At 71.4% G+C, this 14,489-nt stretch carries 13 protein-coding genes and 1 pseudogene; 10 read left to right on the forward strand and 4 right to left on the reverse strand.

Annotated features, from left to right (window positions below; all coding sequences use genetic code 11):
• The first annotated feature begins 28 nt into the window (after positions 1-28).
• From DQ392_RS10535 to DQ392_RS10580, 10 genes and pseudogenes are all read left to right on the forward strand, one after another.
• Positions 29-700: a HEAT repeat domain-containing protein gene (locus DQ392_RS10535; RefSeq protein ID WP_114015268.1), complete on the forward strand. Its 672-nt coding sequence runs from the start codon at positions 29-31 to the stop codon at positions 698-700.
• A gap of 3 nt (positions 701-703) precedes the next feature.
• Positions 704-1,707 (forward strand): annotated as a pseudogene (locus DQ392_RS10540) (MerR family transcriptional regulator).
• A gap of 358 nt (positions 1,708-2,065) precedes the next feature.
• On the forward strand, positions 2,066-3,694 hold the full coding sequence (locus DQ392_RS10545; RefSeq protein ID WP_114015269.1) for a Mur ligase family protein: 1,629 nt from the start codon (positions 2,066-2,068) through the stop codon (positions 3,692-3,694).
• 112 nt (positions 3,695-3,806) lie between these two features.
• Positions 3,807-4,820: a CU044_5270 family protein gene (locus DQ392_RS10550; protein WP_245981327.1), complete on the forward strand. Its 1,014-nt coding sequence runs from the start codon at positions 3,807-3,809 to the stop codon at positions 4,818-4,820.
• A gap of 127 nt (positions 4,821-4,947) precedes the next feature.
• Positions 4,948-5,997 carry a zinc-binding dehydrogenase gene (locus DQ392_RS10555; protein WP_114015270.1) on the forward strand — a complete coding sequence of 350 codons (1,050 nt, stop codon included), beginning with the start codon at positions 4,948-4,950 and terminating at the stop codon, positions 5,995-5,997.
• Positions 5,998-6,142: 145 nt separating this feature from the next.
• A complete protein-coding gene (locus DQ392_RS10560) occupies positions 6,143-6,391 on the forward strand; it encodes a hypothetical protein (protein WP_114015271.1) in 249 nt (82 codons plus the stop codon).
• Positions 6,392-6,549: 158 nt separating this feature from the next.
• A complete protein-coding gene (locus tag DQ392_RS10565) occupies positions 6,550-7,701 on the forward strand; it encodes an aromatic ring-hydroxylating oxygenase subunit alpha (protein WP_245981329.1) in 1,152 nt (383 codons plus the stop codon).
• Between the two features lie 44 nt (positions 7,702-7,745).
• Complete coding sequence (gene kce / locus DQ392_RS10570) at positions 7,746-8,675, forward strand: 3,5-dioxohexanoate:acetyl-CoA acetone transferase (protein WP_114015273.1); 930 nt, start codon at positions 7,746-7,748, stop codon at positions 8,673-8,675.
• The gene (locus DQ392_RS10575) at positions 8,662-9,627 is read left to right on the forward strand and encodes a 3-hydroxyacyl-CoA dehydrogenase NAD-binding domain-containing protein (RefSeq protein WP_114015274.1); all 966 of its coding nucleotides are present in this window, start codon (positions 8,662-8,664) and stop codon (positions 9,625-9,627) included. Before kce ends, DQ392_RS10575 begins: the two co-directional genes overlap by 14 nt.
• Before the next feature lie 91 nt (positions 9,628-9,718).
• Positions 9,719-10,309, forward strand: coding sequence for a TetR/AcrR family transcriptional regulator (locus tag DQ392_RS10580; RefSeq protein WP_114015275.1), 591 nt, complete (start codon positions 9,719-9,721; stop codon positions 10,307-10,309).
• Positions 10,310-10,562: 253 nt separating this feature from the next.
• Here the strand turns inward: DQ392_RS10580 and DQ392_RS10585 are convergent, their stop codons facing one another.
• The 4 genes from DQ392_RS10585 to DQ392_RS10600 all read right to left on the reverse strand — a co-directional run bounded on the left by DQ392_RS10585 (position 10,563) and on the right by DQ392_RS10600 (position 14,038).
• Complete coding sequence (locus DQ392_RS10585) at positions 10,563-11,090, reverse strand: carboxymuconolactone decarboxylase family protein (protein ID WP_114015276.1); 528 nt, start codon at positions 11,088-11,090, stop codon at positions 10,563-10,565.
• Positions 11,091-11,136: 46 nt separating this feature from the next.
• Positions 11,137-11,418, reverse strand: a complete 282-nt coding sequence (locus DQ392_RS10590; protein ID WP_114015277.1) for a hypothetical protein — start codon at positions 11,416-11,418, stop codon at positions 11,137-11,139.
• A gap of 123 nt (positions 11,419-11,541) precedes the next feature.
• Complete coding sequence (locus DQ392_RS10595) at positions 11,542-12,435, reverse strand: LysR family transcriptional regulator (RefSeq protein WP_245981331.1); 894 nt, start codon at positions 12,433-12,435, stop codon at positions 11,542-11,544.
• 277 nt (positions 12,436-12,712) lie between these two features.
• On the reverse strand, positions 12,713-14,038 hold the full coding sequence (locus DQ392_RS10600; protein WP_220182612.1) for an MFS transporter: 1,326 nt from the start codon (positions 14,036-14,038) through the stop codon (positions 12,713-12,715).
• Positions 14,039-14,489: the final 451 nt, after the last annotated feature.

A 14,489-nucleotide genomic window follows, 5' to 3' on the forward strand; every position in this document is an offset into this window, starting at 1 on the left:
TCACTGGTCGCCATGGGAGGTGGTTTTGATGACGACCACGAAGCACGCCACGGAAGCGGCGCAAGCGCTCCGGGGACTGGAGGACAGCCGCTCGGCCGTGCGGCTGCGGGCCGCGCTGGCGGTCGGCACGACGCCCGATCCGCGCTTCGTCGACAAGCTCGTCCAACGATGCGCGACCGAGCCCGACTTCTTCGTCCGCGACATGCTGACCTGGGCGCTCACCCGCCACCCGGCAGCCATGACGCTGCCCGTGCTCCTCCGCGAAGTCCACTCGGAGTGCACGCAGGCACGGAGCCAGGCGCTGCACACGCTGTCCAAGATCGGAGACCGGCGGGCGTGGCCTGCGCTCACGCGCGCGCTGCTGTCCGACCCCGACGACGACGTGGCGCGGAGCGCCTGGCGGGCCGCGGTCGTGCTCGTGCCGGACGGTGAGGAGTCCGATCTGGCCGCGGCGCTGGTGACACAGCTCGGACGCGGGGAGCGGGAGACACAGCTGAGCCTCAGCCGGGCACTGGTCGCGCTGGGTGACACGGTGGTGCCTGCCCTGGAGGCTGCCGCGACGGTCGCCGATCTCCGCGTGCGCGCGCACGCGATCGCCACCCGACGGCTGCTGCGCGACCCGGACGCGGGATTCGGACTCGCGATCGAGGAGGCGAAGCGCGTCGTGGCCCTCGGCGGGCCCGGCCAGGAGGGACGATAGGGCGTGTTGATCGGTGAGGTGGCGCGAAGATCCGGGGTCAGCGCCCGCATGCTGCGCCACTACGAATCGCTCGGCCTGGTGCGGCCTTCCGCCCGGACGGGCTCCGGATACCGGGAGTACTCGGGCGCGGACATCCGGCGGATCTTCCACGTCGAGAGCCTGCGGTCGCTGGGACTGTCGCTGCGCGAGATCGGGCGCGCACTCGACGATCCCGACTTCACGCCCTCCGCGCTCGTCGGCGACCTCGTCCGCCGGACGCGCGAACGCATCGCGGCCGAGAAGGAGTTGCTCACGCGGCTGCGCCGGATCGACGCCGCGGACCCCACAGGGTGGGAGGACGTGCTCCAAGCCGTCTCACTCCTCCAGGCGCTGGGGTCGAAGAGCCCGGACGCGCGGCAGCGTGCGGCCCTCTCCTCGGCCGACGAGGCACCTGTGCCGGTGGAGGCCCTGGCCGAGGCGGCGCTGAGCGAGACGGATCCGAACGTCGCCGGAGCCCTCCGCTGGGCGCTGGCGCGAGCGGGCGGAGGCGCCTCGGCGCTGCTGGCGGAGGGCCTCGGCTCACCGGAGGCCGACGTGCGCGAGCGTGCCGTTCTGTCCCTCGTCGAGCTGCCCGGCGCCGAGGCCGCCGCACCGCTGCGGCGCGCTCTCGCTGACCCCGACGTCGGGGTCAGCGGACGTGCGGCTGTCGCCCTCGGGACGCGAGGAGAGGCGGAGGCGATCCCGACGCTCCTCGACATGATCGTGGCAGGCAGGAACGACACCGACGCGGCTGACGCGCTCCACGTGCTGGCGAGCGGCACCGCGACAGCGGAGCAGATCGCCACCGCCTCGTCGACCGTCTCGCCAACCATGCCACCGAGGCGCCCGCGCGGGGACGGCTGACCCAGGCGCTGGCCGCCATCCCGGGGGCGACGGCGTCGAACGCCCTCGCGGAGCTGTCGCAGGACGAGGACCGCGCCGTCGCGCTGACCGCCGCGTACCTTCTCCGGCTGCGCGACGCCCCGTGACGGAAACCCTCTCCATGGCCGTCGACTGCGTTTTCCCCTCACGGGCGTGGTCGACGTCCTCACCGCACGGGTGTGGCCGACGGGGGTGTCGGGTCGGGCGGACGGGCGCGGACGGGGGGACCGGGAGACCGGCGGGCGCACTCGTTCGGCCCCGGCCGCGTGGCAGCCCGCGTGCGGTGGTGTTCAGATGAGGGCAGACGAGGCACGAGCACGGGTGGTCGCGTCAGCCCGCCGTTCCGCTCTTCCGTCCTTCCGCGATCCGGTCGACGCCGGGTGGGACACCTCGGAGTGGTGGCGTCCCGGCCCCGGTACCCGGACCTCGTCTCCCTCAGCTCGTCCCGGAGTGTGGAGGTGGGCGATGAGCAGCACCTCCAGGCGCGCGGACGGCCCCGGCGCGGTGTCCATGTCGCTGGACGCGCTCTTGCACGCGTCGCGCGCTCTCGCCCCCGAGGCCCGTCTGGTCGGTCCGCCCGGAAGCGGCCGGACAGGGGTGCACGGGGTCACGCTGGACAGCGGCGATGTGGAGCCCGGCGACCTGTTCGCCGGGCTGCCCGGGAAACTCCGGCACGGCGCCGACCACGCCGGGGAAGCCGCCGCCGCCGGCGCCGTCGCCCTGCTCAGCGACCGCTCCGTGAGCTGCCTGCCCACCCTGGTCGTCGACCACCCCCGCCGGGTGCTCGGCTTCCTCGCAGCCCGGCTGTACGGCGATCCCTCCCGGGCCCTGTCCGTGTACGGCGTCACCGGGACCAACGGCAAGACGAGCACCGCGCACCTGCTCGCCGCGGGACTGGAGGCCGCCGGTCACCGCATCGGGCTGGCCGGCAGCCTGGAGACGCGCGTGCCGGACCGATCCTGCCGACCCGCCGTGCGCACCACGGCCGAGGCGCCGGCCGTCCAGCGGCTGCTCGCCCGAACCCGCCAGGCCGGCGGCACCGACGCGGTATTGGAGGTCTCCAGCCACGCCCTGGCGCTCAGCCGCGTGGACGGCACCCGTTTCCGCGTCGCCGTCTTCACCAACCTCAGCCCCGACCACCTCGACCTGCACGGAGATCTCGAGCAGTACTACGCCGCCAAAGCCTCCCTCTTCACGCCGGACCGCTGTGCGCACGCAGTGGTCAACGTCGGCGACCCCCATGGGCGCCGCTTGGCCGCCGAGACGCGCTGCCCCCTCACCACGTTCACGTCGGGCCCGGAACCGGCCGACTGGAGCGCCGCCGACATCCACGCCGACGTCGACGGCACCCGGTTCCGCCTGCGCGGGGCGGGCGTCGACCGGGAGGTGAGGCTCCTGCTGCTCGGCCCCCACCAAGCCGACAACGTGGTGGCCGCCGCCGCGGCGCTGGCGGCCGGCGGTGCCGACGTGGCGGCGGCGCTGCGGGGCATGGAGCAACTCGCGTCGGTCCCCGGCCGGCTGGAGCGTGTCGACGTCGGTCAGCCCTTCCTGGCATTCGTCGACTTCGCCCACAACACCGGTGGGCAACACCGGCTCCTGCCTTTCCTCCGCTCGCTCACCCGCGGCCGAGTGATCGTGGTGCTGGGCGCGACGGGCGAGCGCGACCCGGAGAAGCGAGCCGCGCTCGGCGACACCGCCGCCCGGGACGCCGACCTGCTGATCGTCACCGACGAGAGCGCCCACAGCGAGGACCCCGCCGAGTTGCGTACCGCTGTCGCGGACGGCGCCCGACGCAGCGGCCAGGCCGAGGTCCACGTGGAACCCGACCGGCGAGACGCCTTCTCGCTGGCCGTGTCCGCCGCCCGGCCCGGCGACGTGCTGGTGGTCGCCGGACGCGGTGCCGACCAGCGGCAGACCTCCACCCGCGGCTCGCGCCCCTTCGACGACCGGATCGCCCTGCGCGCCGCCCTCCTCCAGCATGCCGCGCCCCGTCCGTCGGCCGAACGACCCCCACGCCAGGCCGTCCTCGACACCTCAGCCCCACCCACCCGAGACGACGATGACCCCCGCCCCACGGTGGAGGACCCGGCGTGACCCCGCACAGACCGCGTGGGCGCCGACGACGACCTGGCCGTCCTCGCCCGGCTGCTTCCTCCGGCCCCCTGAGGCGGAGCTCCCGCCGGGGCGTCACCGTCACATCAAGGGCATGCTGATGCGCCAGATCGGCCAGGACCTCGCCGAGCCCGCCGCCGCCCAGCGGCAGGCGGAACCCGGGGCCGACGCGTCCGGAACTCGTACCCGCGGCCGTCTGCTGCGGCCCAGGGCCGTGCTGCCCGTCGCCGCCACACTCGCGCTCGCCACCGGCCTCACCGCCACCGTGTGGGACGGCGGGGGCGGCTCCGCCCCGACCGCCGCGCCTTCCGAGACGGCTGCCGTCCTGCTCGATCACATCGCGACGGCAGCGCAGGCGAACTCGACCGGGACGAAGGCGCCGACTGGGGACCAGTACGTCTACACCCGTGTGCTGGAGCGGGAGAACAAGGGCGAACTGGGCGGGCCCGTGAAGCTGGGCGCCGCGCACACCGAGGAGCGGTGGATGTCGCAGGACCCCGACCCCGTGGCGACTTACGGCGCCGCACGGGAGACCGGCAAGGACGCCGTGATGCCGGGCCAGTTGTTGCCCATCGAAACCTCGGTCCCGGACGGCGAGAAGGGCGACGGCGCCCGCGGACCCGGCTTCCACCGGCCCACGTACGCGTGGCTCGCCTCGCTTCCGACCGATCCGGACGCGCTGTTGAAGCGGCTGTACGCCGAGGTGGAGGACGACGGACGGCAGACGCGTGACCAGGCCGTCTTCGAGGCGGTCGGTGACCTGGTGGTGAACAACCTGATGCCGCCGGAGAACGCTGCCGCCTTCTACCGTGCCCTCGCTCGCGTGCCAGGGGTGCGGAAGGTTCCGGACGCCGTGGACGCCGCCGGGCGGCACGGGGTCGGCATCACGCTGAAGCGCAGTGCGTACGCGACCCGCGACGCGTGGATCTTCGACCGCGACACGCTCACCTACCTCGGTTCCCGCTTCTACATGGCCGAGGACGGCAAGCCGGGGCACGACGAGGTGCTGGCCGGAATCGACGCGGTCATGCAGCTCGGTGTCGTGGACCGGGTGGGTGCGAGGCCCTCCGGGGGGATCTCCGGGTACGCGCCCTCGCGGTTGTCGTAGAGGGACAGTCGCCGCGAGCGCCCAACCGCTCCTACGCACGGTGCCGTCCGCGTCCGACGGTACTTGACTGACCGGTTTACCGCAGTCAAGGTAGACAGGTCGGTATACATGTGAGGAGGTTCAGGTCATGGGCGTGACCGAGACCATGCGCGCGGTGCGGATCGCGGAGCACGGGGGACCGGAGGTGCTCGCGCTGACGGAGGTCGCCGTGCCCACCCCGCAGGCAGGAGAGGTGCTGGTACGGGTCAGCGCGGTGGCGCTGAACAACACCGACCTGTGGACCCGCGAGGGCGCCTACGGCCGCCCCGGAGACCCCGAAGCGCTGTCGGGCTGGCGGGGACCGATCGCCTTTCCGCGCATCCAGGGCGCCGACGTGGCCGGCCGGGTCGTGGCGACCGGTGCCGATGTGGACGAGAGCCTCGTCGGACGCCGGGTGGTCGTCGACCCGGCGCTCTACGACACCGCAGGGCCGGACGCGAACCCGGTGGGCCTGATGGGCAGCGAACGCGACGGTGGGTACGCCGAGTACGTGACCGCGCGGGCGGAGCGCGTGCACGACGTGACGGAATCCCCCCTCACCGACGACCAGCTCGCCACGCTGCCGACCGCCTACGGCACGGCGCTGGGAATGATCGAGCGGGGGCGGCTGCGAACGGGGGAGACGGTCCTGGTCTCGGGGGCGTCCGGCGGTGTCGGTCTCGCGCTGGTGCAGATCGCCCGCGCGCGCGGCGCGACAGTGCTCGCCATCAGCAGCGGAACCAAGATCGACGCGGTGCGGGAGGCGGGCGCACACCACGTCCTCGACCGTGCACGCGGTCTCGCCGAGCAGATCCGCACCGCCGCCCCTGAAGGTGTCGACGTCGGGCTCGACGTCGTCGCAGGGGACCTGGTGGGTGAGGGGCTGCCGCTGCTGCGCGAAGGCGGCAGGTGGGTCGTCGCCGGCGCACTCGGCGGATACGGCGTCCAATTCGACGTCCGCCGCCTCTACCTGCACAACGCGCAGGTGATCGGATCCGCGATGCACACGCCCACGCACTTCGCCCTCCTGATGGACCTGGCCCGCCAGGGCGCTGTCCGGCCCGTCGTCGCCGCGGCGTTCCCCCTGGATCAGGCCGCTGAGGCGCAGGAAGAGCTGGCCCGCAGGAGGCACGTGGGCAAGATCGTCATGCGGCCGTAGGCGAGGTGGCGTCCTGTCCTGCCGTGTCGCCGCACTTCCGGGGCGCGGAGCAAAGGGCGGCGGTTCGCCGACGGGCCGGCGGTGGGCGGTGCCGGCGTGCGTGCGCGTCAGTCATGGCGCGCCCCACACGGGGTAGACGTTCCCCATGCGCTTCGCGGATCAGCAGACCTACCCCCTCCCACCGGAGCAGGCACGGAAATTGCGGGTCGGTGGATGGCTCTTCTTCGCTGCGGTCGTCCTCGACGGCACGGTGCTCTTGGCCGGCTTCTTCGAGAGCCATCCCTCTACTGTGCGGCTTTCCGTCACCAGTATGGGCGTCATCTTGTTCTCGCTGCTCCTGCGGGAAGTGTTCGGCTCCCTGAGCCGGCACGAAGCCGCTCTTCGGCGTGAGTAGCGGAGCGCCGGGACACGGACGGGGCGGTAAGCCCCCGGCCAGGTACCCGCGGGCGGTACCGCCTCCCGTCCGAAGACAGCCGCGCTGACGCGTCGCCGTTTGGACGATCGTTCACACGAGTATTGAACGGACGTCCAGGCGGTCCTATGGTCGTGGCCATGACTGCTGTCACCACGGACGACGTCACGGCCATCGCTGCCGGCTACGACGAAGACCCCGCGCGCTCGATGTCCCTGCGGGCCGAGGCCTACACCGAGCCCAAGTGGCACACTGCCGACCAGCAGGCCATCTTCGCCAGGACCTGGCAGTGGGTCTGCCACGTCGAGAAGCTGGAGAGGCCCGGAAGCTACGTCGCCACGACGGTCGCCGAGATGCCGGTGCTCGTCGTCCGCGACCGGGACGGACGGCTGCGCGCCTTCTACAACGTCTGCAAGCACCGGGCGCACGAACTCCTGTCGGGCTCGGGCACCACGCGCACGATCGTGTGCCCGTACCATGCGTGGACGTACGACCTGAGCGGCTCCCTGATCGGAGCCCGGCAGAGCGACCGCATGGAGTCGTTCGACAAGTCCGCGATCTGCCTCGACCGTATCCAGGCCGAGGAATTCTGCGGCTTCGTCTACGTCAACCTCGACCCGGCCGCCCCGCCGTTGGCGGACCAGGCCCCCGACCTCGCTGAACAGATCACCGAACGGGCGCCGGACATCTCCCGGCTCACCCACGCCAAGCGGCTGCACTACGACATCAGGAGCAACTGGAAGAACGTCGTCGACAACTTCCTGGAGTGCTACCACTGCCACGTCGCGCACAAGGAGTTCGTGTCGCTCGTGGACATGAACACCTACGACGTGCGGACCCACGGGATCTGGTCGAGCCACTTCGCGGACGCGGGCAAGTCCGAGAACACCGCCTACGACGTGTCCGGCGCGACCGTCACCGAACACTCGGTGTGGTGGCTGTGGCCCAACACCTGCCTGATGCGCTACCCGGGGCGCGGCAACTTCATGGTCCTGCGTATCCTGCCCGCCGGGCCCGACCGGACGCTCGAGACCCTCGACTTCTTCCTGGAGAGCACCGAGCTCAACGAGTCGGAGAAGCAGTCCGTGACATACATGGACGAGGTGTTGCAGGTCCAGGACATCAACCTGGTCGAGAGCGTCCAGCGGGGTATGGCCACGCCCGCCTTCGAGCAGGGCCGCATCATCTACGACCCCGAGCGGGCGCCGGGGCTCTCCGAGCACGGTGTGCACCACTTCCACGGCCTCGTCCTGGACGCCTACCGGGCGCTGGCGCGGCGAAACGCGTCGTGACCGGGGGAGCCGACGTGAGTCCACCCGCAGTGAGGAGGGCCGACATGGCCAAGCCCGTCATCATCACCTGTGCGCCGACCGGAGGCATCCACACCCCGACGATGTCCCCGCACCTGCCCGTCACACCCGACGAGATCGCCCAGGCGTCCGTCGAGGCCGCTGCGGCGGGCGCCGCGATCGTCCACCTGCACGCCCGCGACCCGGAGACCGGAAGGCCCGACCCGCGGCCCGAACTCTTCCAGCGGTTCCTGCCGCGGATATCCGCCGAGTCGGACGCCGTCGTCAACATCTCCACCGGCGGTGGCCTCGGCATGACCCGTGAGGAGCGGCTCCGCGCCGCCGTCTCCGCCTCACCCGAGATGGCCTCGCTCAACGTCGGTTCACTCAACTTCGGCATCTTCCCCATGCGGCAGAAGTACGACCGGTGGAAGCACGACTGGGAGCCGGAGTTCCTGGAGTCGACCCGCGACCTGGTCTTCAAGAACACCTTCGCCGACCTCGAGTACATCGTGCGGGAGCTGGGCGGGCACCACGGCACCCGCTTCGAGTTCGAGTGCTACGACCTCGGGCACCTCTACAACCTCGCCTGGCTCGTCGACCAGGGGTGGGTTGGGCCGCCCTTCTTCGTGCAGATGGTCTTCGGCGTACTCGGCGGCGTCGGCGCCGACCTCGACAACCTCGTGCACATGCACACCGTCGCCGACAAGCTTTTCGGTGACGACTACGAGTGGTCCGTGCTCGCCGCAGGCCGGCACCAGATGCCCTTCGCCACACAGGCCGCCATGCTCGGCGGCAACCTCAGGGTAGGCATGGAGGACAGCCTCTACATCGGCCCGGGCGAGCTCGCCCCGTCCAACGCGGCCCAGGTCACGAAGGTCCGCTCGATCGTCGAATCCCTCGGACACACGGTCGCGACGCCCGACGAGGCCCGGAGCCGTCTGGGACTGAAAGGAGCCGACCGTGTCGCCTTCTGAGCGCACCGGCCACACACCGGCGGGCGGCATCACCCGCGTCGCCGGCCTCGGCGCCGGCGTGATCGGCCAGAGCTGGACCGCGCTGTTCTTGGCCGCCGGCCTGTCCGTCGCCGTCCACGACCCCGACCCGCGGGCCGAAGCACGTGTGCGCAAGGCCGTCGAGACCGCGTGGCCGGTCCTGACGCGACTGGGGCTCGCCGCCCACGGCACGCCCGACGCCCTGCACTTCTGCCGGGACGCCCGCGCCGCGGTCGAGGGCGCGGGCTTCGTCCAGGAGAGCGTCCCCGAACGGACCGGCATCAAGCACGACCTCTACGCCGCCATCGAGCCGGCACTGGAGGCGGACACGATCGTGGCGTCGTCGGCGTCCGGGCTGACGCTGAGCCAGTTGCAGGCGGGCTGGCGGGATCCGGGGCGTCTCGTGCTCGGGCACCCGTTCAACCCGCCGCACCTCATTCCGCTGGTCGAGGTGATGGGCAACGCCCTGACCGACCAGGACGTGGTGGGACGGGCCCGCTCCTTCTACGAGTCGGTCGGCAAGGAGACCATCGAGGTACGGCGCGAGGTACCCGGCCACGTCGCCAACCGGCTACAGGCGGCGGTGTGGCGCGAGGCCATCCACCTCGTCAACGAGGGCGTCGCGAGCGTCGAGGACGTCGACACCGCCGTCGCCGCAGGCCCCGGACTGCGGTGGGCGACGATGGGCCCCACGGCGCTGTTCCACCTCGGCGCGGGCGAAGACGGGCTGGCGGCCTTCTGCGACCGTTACGCCGACAGCTTCAACCGCTGGTTCGACGACCTGGGCCGACCACATCTGGACGAGGCCACAGCAGGCCGGCTGGTCGAGGGCCTCCGCCCGCTCAGCGAGATGCACACCGTCGAGGAGCTGTCCCGCCGGCGCGACGCGCTGCTGACCGAACTGATCGCCCTCACCCGCAGGGCCCGCCCATAGCCCTGCCGGCAAGGGCCCCTCGCAGGGACGGCGCATCGCCGCGCCGCACCCGCTCGGCGGAACGGGCGCAGGCGCGGCTAGCATCGGCCAGGTGAGCGAGACGGCTGCGGAAGCTGCGGAAACCGAGAAGAAGGCCGGGCGACAGGAGCGGATCCTCGATGCCGTCCTGGCGCTCCTGTCCCGGCACGGGATCTCCGGTGTCAGCATGCGTGCCGTGGCCCGGGAAGCCGGAGTGGCGCTCGGCCTGGTCAACTACTACTACGACGACAAGGTCACCCTGATCGGCGCGGCGCTGCGCCGCATCGAGGAACAGGACGTCGCCCTGGTCGAACCCGATCCGGCCCGCAGTCCCGAGGACAGTCTGCGCGCCGCGCTCCGCCGCGTCGCCGACGACCGTTTCCTCACGACGGAGTACCTCTCCCTGCGGCTCCAGCTGTGGGCCCTCGCGCAGGCGCACCCGGACTTCGCGCACATCAACACGGCCGCCCAGCGTCGCTACCGCAAAGGCCTGGCCGCACTCATCCGCGCCGCCCGGCCCGACCTGCCCAGCGCGGAGGCGGGCCGGCGGGCCGCCGACATCGACATCGTGCAGAACGGGCTGTGGCTCACCGCCCTCCTGGGGATAGACCGCGCGGCGATCCGAAGGAGCGTCAAGCGCTGCGAGGACATCGCCTTCGGGTAGAGCAGGACGCCACGCTGCCTGATCCTTTCCGGCCCCGCCCCTCACCGGCCCGACCGCGCGCTCGACCTTCGTGACAAGGCTGGTCCTGCGATGCGCGGGATGAGGACGTCCAGGGTGCCGGGTGTGGCCGTCAGGCCGTTGCGAGCGCGGCGCGGGCGTCGACGCGCTGGTGACAGCGGCGCATCACCTGCCGGACCACGGGCTGGGCGAGCAGCGCCTCGATGAGGGCGGTCGGCCCGATTGGCCTGGTGTTTCAGACGGCCAGTGCCACCAGGAAGCGGGAGACCATGTTGTAGGCCGCGACCGTGGCAACCGCTTCCACGGTCTGGGTCTCGCCGAACAGGCGCTTGAGCTCTTCGACGACCGCGGCATCTACTTCGACCCGCCTCGTGGACTGGTCGGTGAGCGCGATGAGGGCGCGCTCCTCCTCGTTGAGGAGCCCGCTGTCCACTGTCGGCTGCTTCAGTGCCTCGCACTTCTCGTCCGTGCCACCTGCTTGCAGGTATGCCGGGTGGTGCACGCCCCATTCGAAGTCCGCCCTGTTCAGTGCAGCCACCCGCAGCATGATCAGTTCGCGGTACTCCAGCTTGAGGCCGAAGTCCGCGCGGACCCGGCCAAGTAGCCCGTTCCAGCCTGTCGCGAGCGGGAAGCTCTTCAGCAGCACACGGTCGATGCCGATCAGCTCGCCGTGGGGGCGACGGCCTCGCATACCCGCGAGCAGTTCGGGTGGGGGTGCAGGAAGATCGCCGTCCTGCCACGGGGTGACTCGTACCTCGCTCATGGTGCGCTCCTTCTCCTGAGAACCGGTTCGCCGGTGTCGGGGGCGTTCAGACGGTGTCGTAGACGCGGACGTCAGGGTCCGTCCTCAGCAGTGGCGCGAGGTCGCCCACGACGTCCTTCGTGAAGAGCGCGCTGCTCAGGTACGCGTTGGCGTCCGCCACGGACCGGAAGCCGTGGAGTACCTGGACGTCTTCGTCGCGGGCCAGGAGCTCCTTGCTGGTGGCGCCGGTGACGGTCTCCAGGAACTGCCGCTTGTACTTCGTGTAGACGGAGGTTGCCGCAGGACGGTTGGCAGGGTCTACGTGCAGAGTGATCTCAAGATAGGCCACGGCTATGCCTGCCTTTCTGGCTTGTCGGGATGTGGTGCGGCATTCCCGCACCACATGGTCCAACTTAGGCGCGCCTCGGCAGATTCAGTAGGGGAACCAACTGAATGCCCCTATATGCGCTGTTTATGGTTTTGAGGATGCGCCGAGCGCCTGGGCCAGAAGAGTGAGGTCCTCGCGCAGCGCGGATTCGGGGGTCCACACGGCCTCGAAGGAGATCTGCACTTCGCGGCCCTCATTCAGCAGGGACCGACGGGGGACGGTCGGGGAGGTGAGCCTGGACTGTGGGAGCATCGCCGAACCGAGCCCGAGGCCGGCCCATTCCTCCAGCACGCGGTAGCTGGCCGCTTCTCCCGGGTAGGTGCGCAACGGTACGTCGTTCGCCTGGAAGAGCTGAGTGGTGAACGTCGTCAGCCCGCACGCGTCCGGCACGAGGATGAACTGCTCCTCGCCGGCTTGGGTGAGTTCGAGCGAGGAGCCGTCCTCGGCGGTGGGGCCGACGACCACGACGGGCTCGACGTCGATGATCCGGTGCTCGAAGCGCGGCATCGAGGTGACGGCCGGGATGAGGATGATGTCGAGCTGCCCGGCCCGCAGGCCGTCGCGCAGATCCTGCATGTTCGCCTCGCGCAGCACCAGGTCACGCGGCGTGGGCAGTTCACGGACGGCGCTGAAGGAGCGGGCCACCAACTGCGGGCCGATGAGCGGCGAGACCCCCATGCGGATCTTCTGGTCGCCCGGTTCGGTCAGCCGCCTGGCCTCCGCGGCCACCGTGTCGAGGGACGCTATGGCCCGCTCGATGAGGGGGAGGATCCGGGTGCCGAACGCGGTCGGGGTCACCCCGCGCGGCGACCGGTCGAAGAGCCGCTCCCCGAGCCTTTCCTCAAGTTTGGCGATCCCGTTGGACAGGGCCGGCTGAGTGACGCCGTACGCCCGCGCCGCAGCGCTGAAGGAGCGCGTCTCGGCGACCGCCTGTGCGTAGCGGAGCCCTTCGATGTTCAGCCGTTCAGCCATAGTCATGTCTTATCGCTCCATTCGCTGATGTCACCTGCTACCCCTGTGCACCAGCGTTCACCGTTGATCCCCTGGGTGACCTCCTCATCACTCACACTTATAACACGTGTCGTCGCTCACCCGTGAAGCGCACCGTACCGGACTCCGCTGTCACCATGCTCGTCACGGTGCACACGTCATGGGTGCCGAGTGCCGAGTGCCGAGTGCCGAGTGTCCGGCGCCCGGTGGCCGACGAGTCGCGCGGCGGTGCTCCGAAGCGAGACGGAGTGGCTGCGAGCGCTACTCAGCGTGCGCGGACGAGGACGGCCCAGAAAGCGAGCACGGGCAGGACCAGGACGGCGGCGACGGCGTTCAGCCCGCCGAAGCCGATCCAGCTCATCAGGGGCCCGGCCAGGCCGGCCCCCACGGCGGCGACGAGGTTCATCGCGGTGTCCGTACTGCCCTGCACCCCCGGCCGCAACGGAGCGGGAGTTGCCTCGCTGAGCATGGCCGAACCGGCTACCAGGCTGAACGACCAGCCCAGGCCCAGGAGGAACAGGCCCGTCATCATCAAGACGACCGAGTCGCGGCCCATGCCCGACAGCGCCGCGGACACGAGGAACACGGCCTGTCCGGCGACCACGGTCGAGAGGTGACCGATCCGGTCGGCCAGCCGGCCGACGACCGGGGAGAGCGCGTACATGCCCAGCAGGTGGCCGCTTATGGTGACGCCGACGAGGGTGAGACCGGTGCCGTGCTGCGACATGCTGACGGGAGTCATCGTCATGACCGCACCCATGACCGTGTGGGCTACGACGATGGTCACGAACGCGAACGCCGCGTGCGGGTTCCGGCGAAGGTGCCGCAGGCCCGCGCGCAGTGCCCCGCTGTTTCCGGGGCCCTCGTCCCGGGCGGTGGCCTCCGCCGGCGCCGCCTCGGTGCCGGCGGCGCTCTCCTGCCGTTCCTGGGCGTCGTGATGCCGGAGAGACAGCATCAGCGGGTCGGGGCGCAGGAAACCCCAGAGCAGGGCTGACGCCAGCGCCAAGCCGATGGTCGCCAGGACGAACGCCCCGGCGAGTTCGGGAAGGCGCAGGGCCGACGCGACGGTAGCGCCGGGACCGGCCAGGTTCGGCCCGATCACCGAACCGACGGTGGTGGACCACACCACGATCGACAGCGCCTGGGCCCGGCGAGGGGGCGCGGCCAGGTCGGCTGCCGCGTAGCGGCTCTGCTGGCTCGTCGCGCTGCCGACGCCGAACAGCAGCATGCCCACGACGAGCAGGGGCATCGACCGGCTCACCGCCGCTGCCACGAGCAGTGCCCCGCCGACCGCCGCCACCAGCCACCCGGCGCTCAGTGAGGCCCGGCGGCCGCGGCGCTGTGCGACCAGGGCGAGAGGCACGCCGACCGCGGCGGCGCCCGCCGTCATGGCCGTACGGGCGAGTCCGGCACAGGTCTCACTCCGAGCCACCGACTCCGCCAGCAACGAGCCGATCGACACTGCCACGCCGACGCCGATCCCGCCGACGATCTGAGCCGCGGCCAGGACCCGGACCGTGCGCTTCTGCACGGTACGCACCCGGGCTTGTGTCTGCCATGGCTTCGCGCATATCTCCTGTGGTGCGCTCACGTGCCGGCACTCCTTGGCGTATCGAAGAATGAGGATGGCGACGGGGTGAGCGTGCCCCGCGAGGCCGCCCCGCCGTGTTCGGGAAGCGCGCCGGACGTTCCCCGGGGCCCCGCTCCCGTCTCGGCGCTGAGCGGGGAGTGCGGGCGCGGCGCCGTCGAACAACAGGAACGTCACGCCGAGCGGGGCGAGCGTCGCCGACGAAAGGCATGCGCGTATCCGGACATGGGTCGCCGGACGGAGAGTGCGTCTTCGCGGTCGGCCCTCGTGTCCGAGCGCGAAGTGAGCCCAGTCGGGGTGGAACGGACAGAGGCACATCCTGCCCAGTGCGTGTCCCGCACGCCCAGGCACTCGTTCAGGTTCAGGCACCGGTCCGGGTACGCGTCACGACGGGCAGCCCGGGGCCGGGTTCGGCCTCGGCGTTTTCGCGGACAGCGCGCTCGCGGGTGTCCCA

It is taken from the genome of Streptomyces reniochalinae, assembly GCF_003323735.1.
GTDB classification, from domain to species: domain Bacteria; phylum Actinomycetota; class Actinomycetes; order Streptomycetales; family Streptomycetaceae; genus Streptomyces; species Streptomyces reniochalinae.

What these genes read in the sequence shown, in the direction of transcription:
- DQ392_RS10535 (WP_114015268.1), top strand. Translation starts at nt 29, where the DNA reads ATGACGACCACGAAGCACGCCACGGAAGCGGCGCAAGCGCTCCGGGGA.
- DQ392_RS10545 (WP_114015269.1), top strand. Translation starts at nt 2,066, where the DNA reads ATGAGCAGCACCTCCAGGCGCGCGGACGGCCCCGGCGCGGTGTCCATG.
- DQ392_RS10550 (WP_245981327.1), top strand. Translation starts at nt 3,807, where the DNA reads ATGCTGATGCGCCAGATCGGCCAGGACCTCGCCGAGCCCGCCGCCGCC.
- DQ392_RS10555 (WP_114015270.1), top strand. Translation starts at nt 4,948, where the DNA reads ATGGGCGTGACCGAGACCATGCGCGCGGTGCGGATCGCGGAGCACGGG.
- DQ392_RS10560 (WP_114015271.1), top strand. Translation starts at nt 6,143, where the DNA reads ATGCGCTTCGCGGATCAGCAGACCTACCCCCTCCCACCGGAGCAGGCA.
- DQ392_RS10565 (WP_245981329.1), top strand. Translation starts at nt 6,550, where the DNA reads ATGACTGCTGTCACCACGGACGACGTCACGGCCATCGCTGCCGGCTAC.
- kce (WP_114015273.1), top strand. Translation starts at nt 7,746, where the DNA reads ATGGCCAAGCCCGTCATCATCACCTGTGCGCCGACCGGAGGCATCCAC.
- DQ392_RS10585 (WP_114015276.1), bottom strand. Translation starts at nt 11,090, where the DNA reads ATGAGCGAGGTACGAGTCACCCCGTGGCAGGACGGCGATCTTCCTGCA.
- DQ392_RS10595 (WP_245981331.1), bottom strand. Translation starts at nt 12,435, where the DNA reads ATGACTATGGCTGAACGGCTGAACATCGAAGGGCTCCGCTACGCACAG.